Here is a 20,529-nt window from a genome sequence, read left to right as displayed (position 1 = left end):
TTGGGGTTAGAATGGGTTCATGAAAATCCGTGTTGCCACCTATAACATCCACAAGGGCATGTCATACCGCAGCCATCCGCGGGTGCACGCGCTCAAGCAGGCCATCGCGCAATTCGATGCCGATGTCGTGTTCCTGCAGGAAGTGCAGGGCAAGCACGACCGCATCGCCGAGAAGTTCGGCTGCGAGACCAACGGCCACCGCCACTGGCCGCAGGCGGCGCAGCACGAGTTCTTCGCCGACGACGGCCGCCACGTGGCCTACGGCATGAACGCGGTCTACGACCACGGCCACCACGGCAACGCGCTGCTGAGCAACTTCCCCATCGCGCATTGGAGCAACACCGACATCTCGGACCACGCCTACGAGGCGCGCGGCATCCTGCACTGCGTGATCGAGACGGAACACGTGCCGGTGCACTGCTACGTGGTGCACCTGGGCCTGTTCGAGGGCGGGCGCACCCGCCAGGTGCAGGCGCTGATAGAGGCGGTCTCGTCCACCGCGCCCAACAACGAGCCGGTGATCATCGCCGGCGATTTCAACGACTGGCGCAACACCCTCAGCGCCACCCTGCGCAAGGCCCTGGGCGTGGTCGAGGTCTTCGACGAGATCGGCTCGAACTCCGCGCTGGGCGACCTGGTCCGTACCCTGGCGCGGCGCAAGGCCGCCCTCAGTCCCGCCCGCACCTTCCCGGCGGCCTTGCCCTTCTTCCGCCTGGACCGCATCTATGTGCGCGGTTTCCAGGTGGAGGCGGCGCAAGTGCTGCATGGCGCGGCATGGGCTAAACTATCGGACCACTCGCCCATCGTGGCGACCCTGCAACTGAACTGAAGGGCGTATGCGCTCGGTTAATTTCATCGCTGACAACGAAGTCAGGCTGTTGTACTGCGGCACGGATTACTTTCCCGCCCTGGTGGAGGCGATCAACGCGGCGCAGTACGAAGTCTATTTCGAGACCTACATCTTCGCCGGCGACGAGACGGGCCAGTCGGTGCTCTCGGCGCTGACCGCCGCCGCCCGGCGCGGCGTGGTGGTGCGCGTCATCACCGACTGGTTCGGCACCGGCCACACGCAGGCCGCGCGCATCGACGCCATGCTGCGCGAGGCGGGCGCCGAGCACCGCATCTTCAATCCCTGGTTCAAGCGCGGCGTCACGCGCACCCACCGCAAGATCTGCGTGGTGGACCGCGACGTGGCCTTCGTCGGCGGCATCAACATCAACGACGACATGTTCTGCGACTACGACCACAGCATCTGCCTGTCCGCCCCGCGCTGGGACTTCGCGGTGGCCGTGCGCGGGCCGCTGGTGCACTCCATCCACCAGGAGGCGCAGACGCAGTGGCAGCGCCTGGGCAAGATGAGCCTGATCAAGCGCATCGGCCTGTACAACGAGATGCGCAAGGTCAACAAGATCGCCCGCCAGAGCACGGTGCAAGCCGGCTTCGTGGTGCGCGACAACCTGCGCAACCGCGCCACCATCCAGCGCGCCTACCTGCAGGCGCTGGGCCGGGCGCGCAAGAGCGTGCTGATCGCCAACCCCTATTTCGCGCCGGGGCGCAAGTTCCGCCACGCGCTGGCCAAGGCCGCCCAGCGCGGCGTGGAAGTGGTGCTGCTGATCGGCGTGGGCGAGATCTGGCTGCAGGACGCGGTGGCCCATTCCTTCTATCCCAAGCTGCTGGCCGCCGGCGTCAAGGTGGTCGAGTACCACAAGACCCAGCTGCACGCCAAGGTGGCCGTCATCGACGACAACTGGGCCACGGTCGGCTCCAGCAATGTCGACGGCCTGAGCCTGTTCCTGAACCAGGAGGCCAACGTCGTCATCAAGGACGCCGACTTCGCGCGCAGCCTGCGCCGCCACATCGAACAGGCGATCGCCGACGGCGTCGTCATCCATGAACACGAATACGCCCACGTGGGCGTGTTCCGCCGCGTCGGCTACGAGGCCGCCTTCGTCGTCTACAAGCTGCTGATGCGGATTTTCGCGGTGGGGAAATACGCGTGAAAGACAATGTGCGCATCGACAAATGGCTGTGGGCGGCCCGCTTCTTCAAGACCCGCTCGCTGGCCGCCGACGCCGTGGAAAGCGGCAAGGTCAAGGTGGGCGGCGACAAGGTGAAAACCGCGCGCGCCGTCAAACTGGGCGACAGGCTGGCCATCGACAACGGCTCCGACGAGTGGGAAGTGCTGGTGTTGGGGATTTCCGACAAGCGCGAAGGCGCGCCCGTGGCCCGCCTGCTCTACGAGGAAAGCGAGGCCAGCGTGGCCCGCCGCGCCGCGGAGCAGGAGCGCCGCAAACTGTTCCGCGAACCCGGCGCCGACTTCAAGGGCCGTCCCACCAAGCGCGACCGCCGCGAGCTCGGCCGCTTCCACGACGAATAGGCCGCCCGAAAAAACACCCCAGGGTTAATTTTCAACCCCGGGGTGTTTTTCCGGCGGCGGCGGGCGTTGCGGAAAACGCACGACTGCACTAATTCCGCCCGCCGCGTGTTGCGACGCACCAATAGTGTCCCGCCTCTAACGAAGCCGTTTGACTTTTATCCGCCCGTGGATAATAGTACGAGCGTTCGCAATTCTTTTCACACGAAGCAAATCCAAGTGGTGGAAAATAAGCTCTCCGACTTGGATTACTACTTTGAGTGGCAACTATTAATACTTCAATCAAATTTATGCGCAAGGGCGAATTAACTCGCGCAGCCATCCTGGACACGGCGCTGGAACTGGCCAGCCGGGACGGTTTGGAAGGCCTGACCATCGGCTTGCTCGCGGACAAGATGAACATGAGCAAATCGGGGGTGTTCGCGCACTTCGGTTCGCGCGAGGACTTGCAGCTGGAAGTCTTGAAACTGTATCACCACCGTTTCGAGCAGGAGGTGTTCTTCCCCAGCATCAAGGAACCGCGCGGTTTGCCCCGCCTGCGGGCCATGTTCGCGCACTGGATTTCGCGCGTCAGCGAGGAGATCGCCTCCGGCTGCATCTACATCAGCGGCGCCGTCGAATACGACGACCGCCCGGGACCGATCCGCGAGGAACTGGTGTCGATGGTGTCGGCCTGGCAGGGCGCCCTGCTGCGCGGTGTGCAGCAGTCGATCGAGACCGGCGATTTGAAGCCGGGCACCGACGCGCAGCAGCTGGTGTACGAGATGTACGGCCTGATCCTGGCGGTGCATCACGATGCGCGCTTTCTCCGTACCCCGGGGACGGTCGAGCGGGCGAAGGCGGGCTTTGAGCGTTTGATTGAGACATACAGGAATTCGTAGCCGCAGCAGTCGGGCGGCCGCACGGCAGCCGCGGGCGAACCGCAGCCAGCCTTCACTTAATTTGTAATTAGCCGTCAGGAGATAATCATGGGTCAATACGTCGCACCAATCCGGGATATGCAGTTCGTGCTGCACGAGTTCTTGAAGGTTGAAGAGCAGCTGAAGGAACTGCCGGCCCACGCCGACACCGACGCCGACATCATCAACCAGGTGCTGGAAGAGGGCGCGAAGTTCACCTCCGAGGTGCTGTTCCCCCTGAACCACTCGGGCGACCGCGAAGGCTGCCACCATGACGCGGCCACCAAGTCGGTGACCACTCCGAAAGGATTCAAAGAGGCTTACAAGCAATACGTCGAAGGCGGCTGGGCCGCGCTGGCGTGCGACCCCGAATTCGGCGGCCAGGGCCTGCCCATCGTGCTGAACAACTCCTTCTACGAGATGCTGAACTCGTCGAACCAGGCCTGGACCATGTACCCCGGACTGTCGCACGGCGCCTACGAGTGCCTGAAGGAACACGGCACCGACGAGCAGAAGCGCCTGTACCTGCCGAAACTGGTCTCCGGCGAATGGACCGGCACCATGTGCCTGACCGAACCGCACTGCGGCACCGACCTGGGCATGCTGCGCACCAAGGCCATCCCGAACGCGGACGGCTCGTGGAACATCACCGGCGCCAAGATCTTCATCTCGGCCGGCGAGCACGACATGTCGGAAAACATCCTGCACCTGGTGCTGGCCCGCGTGCCGGACGCGCCCGAAGGCTCGAAAGGCATTTCGCTGTTCCTGGTGCCGAAGTTCCTGCCGACCGCCGACGGCGGCATCGGCGAGCGCAACCCGATCACCTGCGGCGCCATCGAAGAGAAGATGGGCATCCACGGCAACTCGACCTGCCAGATGAACCTGGACGGCGTGAAGGGCTGGATCATCGGCCAGCCGAACAAGGGCCTGAACGCCATGTTCGTGTTCATGAACGCGGCCCGCCTGGGCGTGGGCATGCAGTCGCTGGGCCTGACCGAGGTGGCCTACCAGAACGCGCTGGTGTACGCCAAGGACCGCCTGCAGATGCGCAGCCTGTCCGGCGTGAAGAACCCGGAAGGCCCGGCCGACCCGATCATCGTGCACCCGGACGTGCGCCGCATGCTGCTGACCGCCAAGGCCTACGCCGAGGGCGGCCGCGCCTTCACCTCCTACGTCGCGCTGCAGATCGACCGCGAACTGAACCACCCGGACGAGGAAGTGCGCAAGGAAGCCGCCGACGAGGTCGCGCTCTTGACCCCGATCGTCAAGGCCTTCATCACCGACAACGGCTGGATCGCCACCTCGGAGGCGATGCAGGTGTTCGGCGGCCACGGCTACATCTCCGAATGGGGCATGGAGCAGTACGTGCGCGACGCGCGCATCAACCTGATCTACGAAGGCACCAACACCATCCAGGCGCTGGACCTGCTGGGCCGCAAGATCCTGATGGACAACGGCGCCAAGCTGCGCAAGTTCGGCGAGAAGGTCAAGGCCTTCGTCGAGGAAAACGGCACCGACGAGGCCATGTCCGAATTCGTCACCCCGCTGGGCGACCTGGGCGACAAGGTCGGCAAGCTGACCATGGAAATCGGCATGAAGGCCTTCCAGAACCAGGACGAGGTGGGCGCCGCCGCCGTGCCTTACCTGCGCGTCGTGGGCCACATGGTGTACAGCTACTTCTTCGCGCAGATGGCGAAGATCGCGCTGGAGAAGCAAGACAGCGGCGACAACTTCTACAAAGCCAAGCTGGCGACGGCGCGCTTCTACTTCGCCCGCCTGCAGCCGGAAACCGCAACCCTGATCCGCCAGGCGCGCTCGGGCGCAGCCAACCTGATGGCCCTGGACGCCGACCTGTTCTAATTAAAGGAAAAACATGAGCAACTTCAACGTGAAAAAAGTAGCCGTGCTGGGCGCGGGCGTGATGGGTGCGCAGATCGCCGCCCACTGCGTCAACGCCAAGGTGCCGGTCGTCCTGTTTGATTTGCCAGGCAAGGAGGGTACGCCGAAGAACGGCATCGTCCTGCGCGCCATCGAGAACCTGAAGAAGATGTCGCCGGCGCCGTTCGGCGACAAGGCCGACGCGGAACTGATCCAGGTCGCCAACTACGAGGACAACCTGGACCTGCTGGCCGGCTGCGACGTGATCATCGAAGCCATCGCCGAGCGCATGGACTGGAAGCACGACCTGTACAAGAAGGTCGGCCCGCACATCGCCCCGAACGCGATTTTCGCCTCGAACACCTCGGGTCTGTCGATCAACAAGCTGGCCGAGGGCTTCAGCGACGAACTGAAGGCGCGCTTTTGCGGCGTGCACTTCTTCAACCCGCCGCGCTATATGCACCTGGTGGAACTGATCCCGACCACGTCGACCAAGCCGGAGATCCTGGACCAGCTGGAAGCGTTCCTGACCACCACCCTGGGCAAGGGCGTCGTGCGCGCCAAGGACACGCCGAACTTCATCGCCAACCGTGTCGGCGTGTTCGGCATCCTGGCCACCATCCACGAAGCCGAGAAGTACGGCCTGTCGGTGGACGTGGTCGACGACCTGACCGGCTCCAAGCTGGGCCGCGCCAGCTCCGGCACCTTCCGCACGGCGGACGTGGTCGGCCTGGACACCATGGGCCACGTGATCAAGACCATGCAGGACTACCTGCCGGAAGATCCGTTCGCGGCCATCTACAAGACCCCCGAAGTGCTGAGCAAGCTGGTGGAAAAGGGCGCGCTCGGTTCCAAGACCGGCGGCGGCTTCTACAAGAAGGTCGGCAAGGACATCCTGCGCCTGGACTTCGCCACCGGTGAATACGTGCCCGGTGGCGCCAAGGCGGCCGACATCATCGCCCGCATCCTGAAGGAAAAGGATCCGGTCAAGAAGATGAAGGCGCTGCGCGAGTCGACCAACCCGCAAGGCCAGTTCCTGTGGGCGATCTTCCGCGACGTGTTCCACTACATCGCGCTGCACCTGGAAAGCATCGCCGACAACGCGCGCGACATCGACTTCGCCATGCGCTGGGGCTTCGGCTGGAAAACCGGCCCGTTCGAAACGTGGCAGGCGGCGGGCTGGGGCCAGATCGCCCAGTGGGTCAAGGAAGACATCGACGCCGGCCAGGCGCTGTGCGGCGCGCCGCTGCCGGCCTGGGTGTTCGAAGGCCAGGTCGCCGAGAAGGGCGTGCATACGCCTGAAGGTTCGTACTCCGCCATCTCCAAGGGCTTCGTGCCGCGTTCGACGCTGGACGTGTACAAGCGCCAGGAATTCCGCGCGCCGGTGTTCGGCAGCGGCGCCGTGGACGGCACCAAGGCCGGCACCACCGTGTTCGAAGACGACTCGGTGCGCCTGTGGCACTCCGGCGACGAGGTGCTGGTGATCTCGCTGAAGACCAAGATGCACGTGATCGGCGACGGCGTCATCAAGGGCTTGAAAAAAGGTTTGGAAGAAGCCGCCCAAGGCTACAAGGGCCTGGTGATCTGGAGCGCGGACGCGGCCGACGGCGGCGCCTTCTCGGCCGGCGCCGACCTGCAATCGGCACTGCCGGCCTTCATGGCCGGCGGCGCGAAGGCGGTCGACCCCATCATCAAGGAACTGCAAGACACCTTCATGGCCATGAAGTACTCCAACGTGCCCGTCGTGGCGGCGGTGGCTGGCCTGGCCCTGGGCGGCGGCTGCGAGCTGGCGCTGCACGCGTCCAAGCGCGTGGCCTCGATCGAGTCCTACATCGGCCTGGTGGAAGTGGGCGTGGGCCTGATCCCGGCCGGCGGCGGCCTGAAGGAAGCGGCCGTGCGCGCCGCCAGGGAAGCCAAGGGCAACGACATCCTGCAATTCCTGAAAGCCGGCTTCACCAACGCGGCCACCGCGCAAGTGTCCAAGTCCGCGCTGGAAGCGAAGGCCATGGGCTACCTGAAGGAAGACGATGTGATCGTGTTCAACCCGTACGAACTGCTGCACGTGGCCAAGGTGACCGCGCGCTCCATGTTCGACGCGGGCTACCGCGCGCCGCTGCAGCGCCCCGTGACCGTGACCGGCCGCTACGGCTGGGCCACCATCAAGGGCCAGCTGGTCAACATGCGCGACGGCGGCTTCATCTCGGCGCACGACTTCAAACTGGGGGACATGATCGCCGAGATCGTGTCCGGCGGCGACATCGACCAGGGCAGCGTGGTGAGCGAGCAATGGCTGCTGGACCTGGAGCGTAAAGCCTTCCTGGAACTGCTGAACCATCCGAAGACGCAAGAGCGCATCATGGGCATGCTGCAGACCGGCAAGCCGGTGCGGAACTAATTCGAGAGCACACAATGAGCAAACAACTTCAAGACGCATACATCGTCGCGGCGACCCGCACCCCGATCGGCAAGGCGCCGCGCGGCATGTTCAAAACCACCCGTCCGGACGACCTGCTGGTCGCCGCGATCAAGGGCGCCATGGCCGCCGTGCCGGGCCTGGACCCGGCGCTGATCGTCGACGCCATCATCGGCTGCTCGTTCCCGGAAGCGGAGCAGGGCTTCAACATCGCCCGCAACTCGGTGGTGCTGGCCGGCCTGCCGAACACCGTGGGCGGCGTCACCGTCAACCGCTACTGCGCCTCGGGCATCACCGCCCTGGCCATGGCGGCCGACCGCATCCGCGTCGGCGAGGCCGACGTGATGATCGCCGGCGGCGTCGAATCGATGTCGATGGTGCCGATGATGGGCCACCACCCGTCGATCAACATGGACACCTTCAAGGACGAGAACGTGGGCCTGGCCTACGGCATGGGCCTGACCGCCGAGAAGGTCGCCCAGCAATGGAAGATCTCGCGCGAAGACCAGGACGCCTTCGGCCTGGAATCGCACCGCAAGGCGATCGCCGCGCAGGAAGCGGGCTACTTCAAGGACGAGACCACCCCGGTCGAGATCATTACCCGCACCCCCGACCTGCGCACCGGCGAGATCAAGGTCGGCAAGCGCGTGGTCGACAAGGACGAGGGCGCGCGCGCCGACGCCACCATGGAAACCATGGGCAAGCTGAAGCCGGTCTTCGCCGCCAAGGGCACCGTCACCGCCGCCACCTCCTCGCAGATGTCCGACGGCGCCGGCGCGCTGATCGTGGTGTCCGAAAAGATCCTGCGCGAACACAACCTGACCCCGCTGGCCAAGTTCTCCTCGTTCGCCGTGCGCGGCGTGCCGCCGGAGATCATGGGCATCGGCCCGAAAGTGGCGATTCCAGCGGCCTGCGCGGCCGCCGGCATCACCCAGGACCAGCTGGACTGGATCGAACTCAATGAAGCATTCGCCGCCCAGGCGCTGGCCGTCATCCGCGACCTGAACCTGGACACCAGCAAGGTCAACCCGATGGGCGGCGCGATCGCCCTGGGCCACCCGCTGGGCGCCACCGGCGCCATCCGCGCCGCCACCGTGGTGCACGCCCTGCGTCGCAACAGCCTCAAATATGGCATGGTCACCATGTGCGTAGGCGCGGGCATGGGCGCGGCCGGTATCATCGAACGCGTATAAGCACCGCCGCATACCAAAACGAAGGCGCCGAGGCACAACCCCGGCGCCTTTTTTTCAATCACAAGGAGACTGGATTTATGGATATTCTGAGCAGCAAAGCGAACGGCGTCCTCACGCTCGAATTCAACCGCCTGGAGCGCAAGAACGCCATCACCACGGCCATGTACCAGGCCCTGGCCGACGCGATCAACGAGGCCGAGCGGGACGTGTCCGTGCGCGCCATCCTGATCACCGGCAAGCCGGAGATCTTCACCGCCGGGAACGACCTGGACGACTTCCTGAAAACGGCGCAGCCGGCCGCCGACGCGGTGTTCACCGACCGCCCCGTGTTCCAGTTCATGCGCGCGCTGAGCGGCGCCAGCAAGCCCGTGGTGGCGGCGGTGTCCGGCGCGGCCATCGGCATCGGCACCACCCTGCTGCTGCACTGCGACCTGGTCTACGCGGCCGACAACGCCAAGTTCTCGGTGCCGTTCGCGCAACTGGGCCTGTGCCCCGAGTTCGCGTCCAGCGCCCTGCTGCCGCAAATCGCCGGCCACGCACGCGCGGCCGAGAAGCTGATGCTGGGCGAGCCCTTCCTGGCGCAGGAGGCCTACGACATGGGGCTGGTGTCGAAAGTGCTGCCGGCCGCCGACGTGCTGGCCTACGCGCAGGCGCAAGCGGCCAAGCTGGTCGCGCTGCCCGCCACCTCGATCCGCAACACCAAGCGCCTGATGAAGTCCGCCAAGGCCGACGCGATGCAGACCGTGATGCTCGCCGAGGGCAAGCTGTTCGGCGAGATGCTGCTGGCGCCGGAAGCCAAGGAAGCCTTCACCGCCTTCTTCGAGAAGCGCAAGCCGGATTTCAGCAAGTTTGCTTGAACGATTGAGCGGGCCCTTGCCGGGATGACGACGCCCTGAAACTATGATTGTCTTTGACGAGGTTTAGGCACCGCCCCGAGTCGCAGTCCTAACGGGCGCAGCAACTTGTCGGCGGTGGCCAAGGTCGGGCTGGATTCTTCGCGCTCGACATCCTGCAAGGTCCGTGCGGACACCCCGCATAGCTTCGCGTACTCCGCGATGGTGAGGCGCAAGGTCGTACGGATCTTCCTGATCACAATCGGAATCGGCATCGCGGGATCGGCCGCGAGTTCATCGGCCAAGGCGCGTCGCGCCTGCAGTTCCTCCGCCGGTGTCAACGGATTGAATCGCTTGTCCATTTACAGGCGCTCCAATTGGGCGCGGACAATGTCCACCTTTTTTTCCAGGGGCGACAGGAATTGCTCGTCTATTCCCAAGGCGCGCGCATCCGCGAGCAGTGTCGCCATTGGCATCGCCATCGCCTGGACGCCGGCGCGGACGGCGCCCCGATCCAGCTTCGCCGCCGCGCAGGCCTGGTCGACGACGCTGGCCCAGTCGGGGGAGCCGCCATCGTCGGCTACCCAGCGGATGCGCCTTGCTATCCCATCGGGATGGAGCCACATGGGAGCGAAATCGAACAGCGGCGTGAGGGAGACGGTGCCATCGTGCCTGCGCTGAATCGCCGTGTTGCGGGCGTGATTGTCCTTGTTGCCAAGGGCGATGTTCGCGATATCGCGTTTGATGTACTCGATCACTTCGCCTGCCGGATCGGTGCATACCTCGCCCAGCCTTTCGCAGACCTCATTGTGCGTGGGCGCGGCCCCGAATCCACCCATGCCGCAAAGCGAAGCGATACTCTCCTGGCCATGGCGCACCACTCGGCCATCCGCCACCGAACGGTCGAAACGCGGTATGAACAACGCCCGCCCGCGCAACGTCAGGTCGGCGTGCACCTTGAGTCCCAGCCCTTTGGCAAGGAGCATGTAGGGCGCCTCCAGCCTGAGGATGCTGGCCAACGATTCGTCCTTGCCCCGTCCGAATTTGACGATGAAGTGTTCGCGCGCCCGCTCGTCGGGCAGCGTGTGGTCGAGATAGAGCAGGCCGTCGTCCGCGCGCGTGAGCAGGATCTTCGGCCATTCGCCTTGAATGCCGGAGGAGCCCGCGATAAAGAGTCCATGCTGCGCCAGGAATTCGCTGAAGTCGCCGGCGCGGGATGCGACTTCCGCCATCGTGAAGCCACGCGTCGCGCTGCCGTTGCGCGCCGCCACCCACTCGTATGCCTCCTTGACCCGGACGTTCCCGACAGGATTGCCAGCGCCCGCGCACAGCAAAGGCCAGTCGGAGGCCGGACCGGTGGACTGGCGTGGTTCGATCAGGGGAAGTAATTCAGCCCGGCCGTATCCTTGTGGCAGCAAGTCAACCAGAAACGGAGGCCAAGCCCCTGCCGGGTAGCTGCTCAAGTCCACCGGGAGGTTCACCGACAGCGCCGCGGCGTCGGTCCTTTCCCAGTATTGGATCGCATATCCGGGCAGGTAGATCAGATAAGTGGACGCGTCAACCCCGCGCGCCGGATCGCCCGTCAAGTCGAGCGCTGCCGCATCGCGCCAGGCATTGTCAATGAAGACCTGCAGCGTACATGTGGGGTTCATATGCGCAGAGTACTATCACCATTACCGCGATGTCCATCCCTATTCACGATATTAAACTGCGTAAAAGCGCGGCGCGCCTGGTCGAAGATTTCCAGCTTGCCATGCTTATTGTTCGGTATTGCATGTAAAATACGCGCAATTACGTGAATGGTGCCCTCCCGCTTGTCGGCCGGAGGGTGAAACGGGAAGCCGGTGATGCGCGAGATTTTCATTTCGCGCCAGTCCGGCGCAGCCCCCGCTGCTGTAAGCCTGACGATTTCGATCACACGCCACTGTGCCCCGCGCGGGAAGGCAAGGTCGAATGAGGATGAGGGCAAGCCAGAAGACCGGCCAGTCACGATTTGATGCCGCGAGACCCGGGGTGTGGTCTCGCGATTGGTTGTTCGTTGTTCCCCCTGTTTGAGAAACGCACGCCGTCGTGCGCGCATCCGCGCGCGATCGGCCCGCGCGTCCCGTGGCAGGAACGCGAGCGCCTGCTTATCATGCGCGCCCGGCGCGCAGTCACTGGTCAAAGTTCAAATTGAGCGCTTCCAAACTTGTTCGGCTTCTCACCGTCCTGCTGTGCGTCCTGGCTTGCGCGCCCGGCCGGGCCGCCACCCTGTTCGCGATCGTGACCGAAAGGGCCGCGCCGGCGGCGATCGAGGCGGCCCACCGCCACCTCGCCAGCCATCCCGGGGACCGCATCGTGCTGCGCACGCCGGCCCAATGGATGGCCGCAAGCGACCGCGAAGCCGGCCTCTGGATAGCGCAGGCGGACAGCGTCCTGGCGGTGTCCTTGTTCGGCGACCCGGCCCGCCGCCTGAAGGATGCGCTGCCCCGCCATGCGCGGGCGCAGGCGGCCGTGCTGGCGTTCAACGGCGAGGCCAGCCTCAGCCTGATGAGCCGCGACCGGCGGGGCGCGCTGCGCGACTTCCCGCCCGAAACGCTGCGCGAGCTGGCGACGGAAACGCCCAAGGACGCGGCCCTGCAAGCGGCGCAAGCGCATCCCGCCGCGCGCCACTGGCTGGCGGCGCGCACGCTGTGGCAGGCCGGCGGCGCCGACAACACCGCCGCGCTGTTCGCGCACCTGCTCGACCCGGCCGTGGCGCTGGCCGGCCCGCTGCCCGAGCCGACGCTGCGCCTGCGGGTGGGACAGCGCGAGCTGAGCGGCGCGGCGGCCTGGGGCAATGCGGCGCAACTGGGGTTGAAGGCGCAGCCGGCCGTGGTGGTGCTGGACCTGGCCAATATGGACGGCGCCGTTCCCGCCGCCGTCTGCCAGCGCGTCGAGCAGCGCGGCCAGCCGTGCGTGCAGGTGCTGACGCGCTGGGGCGGCGCCTCGCGCGAGGCGCTGGAACGGCTGCCGGAACTGATCGCGCCCGCCCAGCCGGCTGCGCTGATCGTGCTGCAGGATTTCGTGGTGGGCGCCGCCGAGGGGCGCGAAGCCGTCACGGAGGCGTTCAAGCGCCTCAACGTGCCGGTCTTCAAGGCGATCCGCCTGTCCGACCGCACCGCCGTGCAATGGCGCCTGTCGCCGGACGGCCTGCCGCCGGACTCGGTGCAGTACCGCGTCGCGCTGCCGGAACTGCAGGGCATAGGCCAGCCCATCGTGGTGGCCGCGCTGGGCCAGGCGCGGCGCGACAGGCTAACCGGCATCGAGAACCGGCCGCCGGTGATGCTGGCGGAGGAGGCCGACCGCCTGGCCGGACGCGTGGGCCGCTGGCTGGCGCTGCGCGCCAAGGCCAACCGCGACAAGCGGGTCGCGCTGATCTATTACAACCACCCGCCCGGCCGCCAGAACATCGGCGCCGACAACCTGGACGTGCCGGCCTCGCTGTTCGACATGCTGCACGCGATGAAGAACGCCGGCTACACGGTGGGCACCCTGCCCGAAACGCCGGAGGCGCTGCTGGACATGATCATGGCGCATGGCGTCAACCTGCCGGAGGACCGCGCCGCGCTGCGCGAACTGAGCGGCACGGTCAACAGCGTGGCCGCCGCCGACTATGCCCGCTGGTTCGCCACGCTGTCGCCGCGGGTGCGGGGCGAAATGAGCAGCGGCCTGCTGGGCCGCCTGCATGCCGACGTGCTGGAGGCGGAGGCCAGCGGCGAGCGCCTGCTGGGCCGCAAGCAGGCCGACGTCATCATCAAGGAATTGCAGCACCTGGTCGAGGGCGCCGACCACCCGAAACGGGAGGCGGCGATCCGCGACCTGGCCGCGCTGGCGGACGGCTACAACGCCTGCCTGGACGCGCGCGCGAACGCGGGCAAGGCCGGCCGCTGCGCCGCGCTGGCGCCGCTCGGCCGGCGCCTGGGCGGCTACGGCATCGAGGGCTTGAAAGGCTGGGGCGCGGCGCCGGGCCGTATCATGGTCGACAGCGGCAAGTTGCTGGTGCCGGGCCTGGTGTTCGGCAACGTGTTCATCGGCCCGCAGCCTCCGCGCGGCTGGGAGGTGGACGAGGAACTGCTGCACGCGAACACCAGCATCACGCCGCCGCACCAGTACCTGGCCTTCTACCATTGGCTGCGCGACCGCTTCAAGGCCGACGCGCTGGTGCACGTCGGCCGCCACTCCACCTACGAATTCCTGCCCGGGAAGGCGGTTGGCCTGGCCGCCGACGACTATCCCAGCCTGATCGCGGGCGACCTGCCGGGCATCTACCCCTACATCGTCGACGGCGTGGGGGAGGGCACGCAGGCCAAGCGGCGCGGCCTGGCCGTCATCGTCGACCACCTGACGCCGCCCCTGGCCACCACGCCGCTGTACGACGAGTTGCTGGCGCTGCGCCAAGTGGTCGAGAGTTTCGAGGCCGCCAGTTCGGAGTCGCTCAAGGCGCAGGCCGCGCGGCTGATGCGCGAGCGCGTCAACGCGCTGAACCTGAAGCAGGAACTGGAGGCCTCGATGGCCGACGTGCTGGCCGTGCGCGGCATCGGCTTCGACGCGGCCGACGACGACCTGCTGGCCCACGAGGTCGGCCACTATCTCACCAAGCTGCAGGAGAAGTTCATGCCCTTCGGCCTGCATATATTCGGCCGCCCCTGGAAACAGAAATCGATCGACCTGATGCTGGACTCGATGCGCAAGGGCGGCATCGATGGCCCGGACATCGCCGCCAGGCTGGCCGATTCGCCGCGCCGCGAGATGCTGGCGCTGCTGGCCGGCCTGGACGGCCACTACATCGAACCGGGCAAGGGCAACGACCCGCTGCGCTCCCCGGAGGCGCTGCCCACCGGACGCAATTTCCACGCCGTCGACGGCGACATCCTGCCGACCCGCCTGGGCTACAAGCTGGGCGAGCGCATGGCCGCCAAGGCCGACGCGCGCGACACGGCGGCCAAGGGCAGCGAGGGCATCATCCTGTGGGCTTCCGACGCGGTGCGCGACGAGGGCGTGATGGTGGCGTTCGCGCTGGCCATGATGGGCGCCGAGCCGGTGTGGAACGCGCGCGGCATCGTCACCGACGTGCGCCTGAAACCCGGCGCGGCGCGGCGCGACGCCCTGGTCACCACCTCGGGCCTGTTCCGCGACCTGTACCCGAACCTGATCCGCCTGATCGACCGCGCCGGCCGCATGGCGCTGGCCGCGTCGGCCGGCGCGCTGGCCGAGCGCGACCCGGCCTTGAAGGAAGCCCTGCGGGCGGCGCTGGCGCCGCTGCCCGGCGCGGCCTGGGGTTCCGAGGACCCGGCGCGCAACCGCGTGGCGCGCGAATGGCTGGCGCGCCAGCGCGCGCTGGCCGGTGCCGGCATGTCCGCCGGCGAGGCGGGACTGGCCGCCGCGCAGCGCGTGTTCGGCGACGCGCCGGGCGCCTACGGCGCCGGCGTCAACCGCCTGACCGAGCGCTCCGGCGCCTGGCGCGAGCGCGACGAGATCGGCCGCGCCTACCGCAACCGCATGGGCCACGCCTACGGGCTGGACGCCAGCGGCGAGGCCAGCCACGCCGCCTTCGACGTGGCGCTGGACGGCATAGCGCGCACCTACCACGGGCGCGCCAGCAACCTGTACGGCCTGCTCGACAACAACGACGCCTTCGACTACCTGGGCGGCCTGTCGCTGGCCATCGAGGGCCGCACCGGCCGCGTGCCGGAGGCCTTCATCCTGCAGCACGCGCAGCCCGGCCGCGCCGACGTCGAACCGCTGGCCTCGGCCCTGCTGGGCGAATTGCGCGGCCGCTTCCTCAATCCGGCCTGGCTCAAGCCGCTGATGGGCCATGGCTACGCCGGCGCGCGCACCATGGGCCAGGAATTCCTGGAGAACCTGTGGGGCTGGCAGGTGACGCGTCCCGACCTGGTCAAGAACTGGGCGTGGGACGAGGTGAAGTCGGTGTACTTCGACGACGCGCACAAGCTGGGCCTGCCGCAATTCCTCGGCCAGAGCCACAACGCGCACGTCAAGGCGCACATGCTGGCCGTGTTCATGGTGGCCGCCGAGAAGGGTTTCTGGAAGACCGACCCCGCCACTATCAAGCGCATGGGCGGCGAACTGGCGCGGCTGGTGGCCGGCAACGGCCTGCCGGGCAGCGGCCACGCCGCGCCCAATCACCCGATGTGGGATTGGCTGGCGCCGCGACTGGACGGCGCCGACGCGCGGGCGCTGGCCAAGGCGCGCGGCGAGACGCTGCCCGCCGCCGCTCCGCCCGACGCCGGCGCGGCCACCCTGGCGCGCCGCGTGGAACCGGCCGCCGCGTCCACGCGGGCCGCCATGTCGGCGGCGCTCGCCGAACGCGCGCCGGCCCCCGCCGCCGCGCCGCCGCGCGTGTACGAATTGCACCGGAAAGCCGAGCCGCCGGAGGCCGCCGCCGCGCGCGCGGTCAAGCTGCTCGGCGCGCTGGCCGCCTGCCTCACCCTGTTCGCGTTCGGCCTCTGGCGCGGACGCCACGTATCCCAACCTGTAAGGAGTTCCACATGATCGAAACCTTGTCCTACGCCTGGCTGCACGACGCGGTCAGCTGGCTGCTCGCGCCGGCCCTGGCCACCCTGCTGATCGGCTGCGCGGTCGCGGTGGTGGAGGCCGGCATCGCCGTCGGCGAGCGCTTCCACGGCCTGGCCAAACTGGGCGCCACCGGCGACGTGGCGCGGGTGCAGGCCGTCGCCCGCCACCGCCTGGAGCGCGCCGACCTGCTGGCGCGGATACCGCCGATGCTCGGCCTGATGGCCACCATCATTCCGCTCGGGCCCGGCCTGGCCGCGCTCGGCCAGGGCGACCCGGCCCAGCTCGCGAGCGCCGTGACGGTGGCCTTCGACGCCACGGTGCTGGGCCTGGTCGCCGGCATCGGCGGCCTGGTGATCGGCAAGCTGCGCCGCCGCTGGTACGAGGAGACGCTGGAAGCCATGGAGCGCGCGGCCATCGGCGGCGCGGGCATGGAGCGTGTGGCGTGAGCGGCCAGCCCGCGCGCCAGCGCATGCGCCTGTATTCCCGCCTCGACGCCCGCTTCGACGACAGCGACGAGGATCCGCGCGCCAGCCTGGTCAACCTGGTCGACGTGATGCTGGTGTTCGCCTGCGGCCTGATCGCCGCCATCGCCGGCGCGCAAGGCGCGCTGAAGGCGCCCAAGCCGGTGGAGAAGGGCAGGCAGATCGAACGCCCCGCGGCCGGCGTGAGCCAGGACGGCAGCGGCTACGACCGCGTCGGCGAGGTCTTCCGCGATCCCAAGACCGGCCAGCTGGTGCTGATCGAGCCGGCCGGCAAGAACAAGGAAGCCAAAACGGCGCCATAGCGATGGTGGATATCCACGCGGGGCCGGCTGGTAGCGTTTGCTTACATACGGCGCCGCGGGCGACACAGTGCGCGCACCCGGATTGCATATAATCGCCCCGCGGGCGATAACGGGAGTACGGAATGAGGGTGAGCGAATCGGTGTTTGTGGAGCTGCAGTTTTTCGTGCTGGTCGCGCTGTCGCTGCTGCTGCCGGCGGCCATCTACGGCTACATGATGTGGAAGCGGGCCTTGTCCCGGCTGGCGGTGTTCGGTTTCGGCATCGGCCTGCTGGTGCTGGCCGGCGCCAACCTGGTGCTGCTGCGCACCCTGGCCGAGATGGCCACCAAGACCCCGTCGCTGCGGGACGACCTGCTGTTCTCGTCCGAGCTTTCGGTGGCGCTGTACCTGTTCCCGGCACTGTTCGCGGGCGTCGGCATCAACATCATCTCGCACTTGCTGGTGAGCCACCTGACCGAGGCGGAGCGCCGCTACAGCAGGGAGCATGGCGAACGCTGACCGTCGGCGCGCCCCGTCCACCGGGCCGTTCAGCCGTAAGGCGTGTAGTGGAAGCCGTTGGCGATCAGCGCGGCGACGGCGCTCTTGTTCTCCGCGCCCTCGCTGAACGCCGCCAGCACCTCGGCGCGGTCGGCGCCCTGCCGCAGCACGCCGGTCCAGTAGTCGACCCCGGCCTGCTCGCCAGGCCGGTGCAGCACATTCTGGTACAGGCGGCCGACGAAGTCCGCGTCGCCGGGGTTGTGGCCGTACAGCCCGCGGAACTCCTCGCTGGCGACGAAGCCCCGCGCCACCTGCAGCAGGCTGGCGCCGCGCTCCATCGCGGCCATCCAGTAGCCCACGCCCGCCGAATCCGGCGTGCGGTCGAAGGCGCTCTGGTACAGGCGGTAGGCGCGGCCGCCGACGCCGTCGACATCGAGCGCGATCGCGTCGCTGCCGCCGGCGATGAACACGCGTTCGATGCCGGCCAGCGTGTCCGCCCTGGCGCCGGCGGCCGACGGGGTGGCGGTATGGCGGCCGGCGACGACGCCGATCGTCACGCCGTCGCCGTACACCACGCTGTCCAGGCCCGCGCCGCCGTCGATCACGCTGCCGTCGCCGCGCCCCGCGTAGACATCGGCGCCGGCTCCCGGCGCGGTGGCCGCGGCGGCGGCGTTGACGGTGAACCTCAGGTCGCCGGCCAAGGCGTTGCGGGCGGCGTCGGTGACGAAGCCGGACGACAGCGCCACGCTGTAGCTGGCGCCGGGCAGCAGGGCGGTGGACAGCTTGAGGGTCAGCGTGTCACCCGACAGGCCGACGGCCTGGCTGTCCGCCGGGACCGACAGCACGGTGTTGCCGCCCTGGTCACGCACTTCCATGGAACCGCCGCCGCGCGCCACCGTTTCGCTGAAGCGGACGACGATCTCGCCGCCCACCGCCGCCACGGCGTCGGACATGGACAGCGCGCGTGGCGCCGTCACGTCGGGCGTGAGGTCGGTGGCGCGCAGCGTGTAGCCGCCGTCGGCGTAGTCCGCCGTCCACGACCAGGTTTCCGAGCCCGCCCCTCGCCCGGCGGTTCCGGCCAGCTGCGCGTAGTAGGTGCCGCTGGCCTGGGCGGTGTACGTCAGCCTCATGCCGCTGTAATAATTGCCCGTTGCCAGTTCGTTGCCGCCGGCGTCCAGCAGCGACAGCAGCATGTCGCGGTTCACGGGCCGGGCGGCGTCCAGTTCGATGCGATAGGACTTGCCGGCCTCCAGTGAGATCGCGAACCAGTCGCGGTCGTCGTATGAGCGCAGCACGCCGCTGGCGCCGCCGCCCGGCGCCAGCCTGCCGGTGGTGGCGGCGTTGGCGCTGTAATCGTCCGTCACGGCCAGCGCTTGCAGCGTGTAGGCGCCCGCGCTCTGGAATCCCCTGACGTAGGCGTGGTTGGCCGTTCCGGCGGTGGGTGTCACGAGGTAGCTCGCGTGCCCGCCGCCGCCCCAGCTGGCCGATGCGATCGGCGCCACCAGCAGCGCGTTGAGGCCGGCCAGCTCGCCGCCCGCGCGCACCTCGTACGACACGCCCGCTTGCAGCGCCAGCGCGAAAACGTCGATGTCGGAGGGGCGGTCCAGCACCGCCGAGACGCTGGCGCCGGCCGCCAGCGCGGCGGCGTGGGCGGCGTCGTCGCCGGCGTCGTCGGTGCCGACGTCGGTCGCGGTCACACGATAGCCCTGGGGGGCGCCCGAATTGCGCGCGGTCAGCGCCACTTCGCCGTCGCCCAGCGCCTTGAAGGTGATCGCCGCCTCCGTCGAGCCCTGCCCGGAGAGGCCGCCCGGTGTCTGGAGGCTGGTCGCGTCCAGCGCCGACAGCGTGGCGCCCAGGTCGTACCGCGACTGGCCGGCGGCGCTGTCCGTGCTGAACGCGACGCGGTAGGTGTGCCCGGCCTGCACCGCCATCCTGAAGGCGTCCGCGTCGCCGATGTAGTCGAAGCGGGCGGCCAGCGAGGCCCCTGCCGTGAGCGTGCCGGCGCCCTGGCCCGGATTGTCCGTGTAGTCGTCGCGTAGCGGGTTGACGCTCAGCGTGTAGGCGCCGGCGGGGCCTTGCACCTCCACGTGGTAGTCGCCCGCCGCGTTCGCGTAGACCAGGGCGCCGCTGGCGATGTCGCGGCGCGCGCCGTCCGGCCCGATCAGGGCCAGCGCGGCGCCCGCGCCGCCGCCGAGATCGAAGACATAGGGCTGGTTCTCCGCCAGCGCCACGCGGAACCAGTCGCGGTCGTTCGGCGCCTCGATGTTGCCGCTGGCGCTGGCGCCCACCGTCAGGCGGCCGATCGTGGCGCTGTCGGCGCTGTAGTCGTCCGTGACCAGCGCCACCGACAACTGGTAGGCGCCGGTTCCCAGCCAGGAGGAGACGTCGAGATAGTAGTCGCCCGACGCAAACGGCGTGCCGGACAACGCGTAGCTGTTGCTCTGGGGGCCCGGCGTCTGCGCCACATCCACCGGGTTGCCCTGGCCGTCGCGCAGCAGCAGGTCCAGCTGGCCGGCCGCCCCGTCGCCCTGGTCGCGCAGGACCGCGCTATACAGCTTGCCCGCCTCCAGGCGAACCTTGAACCAGTCGTGATCGTTGACGGCGGCGATGGCGCCGGACGCGCTGGCGCCGATGGCGAGCGCGCGCGCGCCGGGCGCCGTGTCGCCCACGTCGTCGCGCGTCCCGGTCGCCACGCCCAGCGTGTAAGTCGCCTCCAGCGCCCCCTGGGCGGAGACGAAGTAGTCGCCGCTGGCGCTTGGAGTGAACGGCAGCGCGGGCAGATGGCCGGCCGCGCCGGTGACCCCGCCCCATGGCGAGGCGCGCTGGCCCGCCGTGTCGTACACGGTCAGCATGGCGACGCCGTATTCGGGATCGCCCTGCAAGGTGCCCATGCCGGAAGCGGCGCCGTACATGGTGAAATTGTAGGTGACGCCGGCATCCAGGTGCACCCTGAACCAGTCCGTGTCGCGCGCCTGCTCGAAGGTCGAGCTGGCGGTGGCGCCGACGGCGACGCCGCCGGCGGTCTGGAGGTCTGCGGAGAGGTCTGCTGTGGTGGCCATGACAATTGCGTATCGAAAGTTGGTCGAAAGCAATTATATCGTCGGTCGCGAACCCGATCCAG

General features: G+C 68.1%; 15 protein-coding genes and 1 riboswitch. Of the genes, 12 read left to right on the top strand and 3 right to left on the bottom strand.

What is annotated here, in order from left to right:
• Positions 1-19: 19 nt before the first annotated feature.
• The 8 genes from BM436_RS17545 (at position 20) to BM436_RS17510 (ending at position 9,614) form a co-directional block, all read left to right on the top strand.
• Complete coding sequence (locus BM436_RS17545) at positions 20-829, top strand: endonuclease/exonuclease/phosphatase family protein (protein ID WP_093556823.1); 810 nt, start codon at positions 20-22, stop codon at positions 827-829.
• A gap of 7 nt (positions 830-836) precedes the next feature.
• On the top strand, positions 837-2,000 hold the full coding sequence (gene clsB / locus BM436_RS17540) for a cardiolipin synthase ClsB (protein WP_093556822.1): 1,164 nt from the start codon (positions 837-839) through the stop codon (positions 1,998-2,000).
• A complete protein-coding gene (locus BM436_RS17535; protein ID WP_093556821.1) occupies positions 1,997-2,377 on the top strand; it encodes an RNA-binding S4 domain-containing protein in 381 nt (126 codons plus the stop codon). The genes clsB and BM436_RS17535 overlap by 4 nt, the downstream gene beginning before the upstream one ends.
• 287 nt (positions 2,378-2,664) lie before the next feature.
• Complete coding sequence (locus BM436_RS17530) at positions 2,665-3,255, top strand: TetR/AcrR family transcriptional regulator (protein WP_093556820.1); 591 nt, start codon at positions 2,665-2,667, stop codon at positions 3,253-3,255.
• Positions 3,256-3,342: 87 nt separating this feature from the next.
• Entirely contained in the window at positions 3,343-5,133 is a 1,791-nt protein-coding gene (locus BM436_RS17525) for an acyl-CoA dehydrogenase C-terminal domain-containing protein (protein WP_093556819.1), read from the top strand.
• A 13-nt stretch (positions 5,134-5,146) separates the two neighbouring features.
• A complete protein-coding gene (locus BM436_RS17520) occupies positions 5,147-7,546 on the top strand; it encodes a 3-hydroxyacyl-CoA dehydrogenase/enoyl-CoA hydratase family protein (RefSeq protein WP_093556818.1) in 2,400 nt (799 codons plus the stop codon).
• A 14-nt stretch (positions 7,547-7,560) separates the two neighbouring features.
• Positions 7,561-8,757, top strand: a complete 1,197-nt coding sequence (locus tag BM436_RS17515; protein ID WP_093556817.1) for an acetyl-CoA C-acyltransferase — start codon at positions 7,561-7,563, stop codon at positions 8,755-8,757.
• Positions 8,758-8,834: 77 nt separating this feature from the next.
• Positions 8,835-9,614: an enoyl-CoA hydratase gene (locus BM436_RS17510; RefSeq protein WP_093556816.1), complete on the top strand. Its 780-nt coding sequence runs from the start codon at positions 8,835-8,837 to the stop codon at positions 9,612-9,614.
• A 41-nt stretch (positions 9,615-9,655) separates the two neighbouring features.
• On the opposite strand, the gene BM436_RS17505 is transcribed toward BM436_RS17510, so the two are convergent.
• Together BM436_RS17505 and BM436_RS17500 are read right to left on the bottom strand one after the other, a co-directional pair.
• Positions 9,656-9,952, bottom strand: coding sequence for a helix-turn-helix domain-containing protein (locus BM436_RS17505; protein WP_093556815.1), 297 nt, complete (start codon positions 9,950-9,952; stop codon positions 9,656-9,658).
• A complete protein-coding gene (locus BM436_RS17500; protein WP_093556814.1) occupies positions 9,953-11,242 on the bottom strand; it encodes a type II toxin-antitoxin system HipA family toxin in 1,290 nt (429 codons plus the stop codon).
• A 131-nt stretch (positions 11,243-11,373) separates the two neighbouring features.
• Positions 11,374-11,591, top strand: a riboswitch (cobalamin riboswitch).
• 171 nt (positions 11,592-11,762) lie between these two features.
• Between BM436_RS17500 and BM436_RS17495 the strand changes: the two genes are divergently transcribed.
• From BM436_RS17495 to BM436_RS17480, 4 genes are all read left to right on the top strand, one after another.
• Positions 11,763-16,124 carry a cobaltochelatase subunit CobN gene (locus BM436_RS17495; protein WP_093556813.1) on the top strand — a complete coding sequence of 1,454 codons (4,362 nt, stop codon included), beginning with the start codon at positions 11,763-11,765 and terminating at the stop codon, positions 16,122-16,124.
• Positions 16,121-16,594, top strand: a complete 474-nt coding sequence (locus tag BM436_RS17490; protein WP_093556812.1) for a MotA/TolQ/ExbB proton channel family protein — start codon at positions 16,121-16,123, stop codon at positions 16,592-16,594. The genes BM436_RS17495 and BM436_RS17490 overlap by 4 nt, the downstream gene beginning before the upstream one ends.
• Complete coding sequence (locus BM436_RS17485; RefSeq protein WP_229490440.1) at positions 16,591-16,932, top strand: hypothetical protein; 342 nt, start codon at positions 16,591-16,593, stop codon at positions 16,930-16,932. Before BM436_RS17490 ends, BM436_RS17485 begins: the two co-directional genes overlap by 4 nt.
• A 122-nt stretch (positions 16,933-17,054) precedes the next feature.
• Positions 17,055-17,429: a hypothetical protein gene (locus BM436_RS17480; RefSeq protein ID WP_229490438.1), complete on the top strand. Its 375-nt coding sequence runs from the start codon at positions 17,055-17,057 to the stop codon at positions 17,427-17,429.
• 29 nt (positions 17,430-17,458) lie between these two features.
• On the opposite strand, the gene BM436_RS17475 is transcribed toward BM436_RS17480, so the two are convergent.
• Entirely contained in the window at positions 17,459-20,467 is a 3,009-nt protein-coding gene (locus BM436_RS17475) for a DUF4214 domain-containing protein (RefSeq protein WP_093556810.1), read from the bottom strand.
• Positions 20,468-20,529 lie beyond the last annotated feature (62 nt).

The organism is Pseudoduganella namucuonensis, from assembly GCF_900116645.1.
GTDB lineage: Bacteria > Pseudomonadota > Gammaproteobacteria > Burkholderiales > Burkholderiaceae_D > Rugamonas > Rugamonas namucuonensis.
This window is presented reverse-complemented; position numbering and strand designations above follow the sequence as displayed.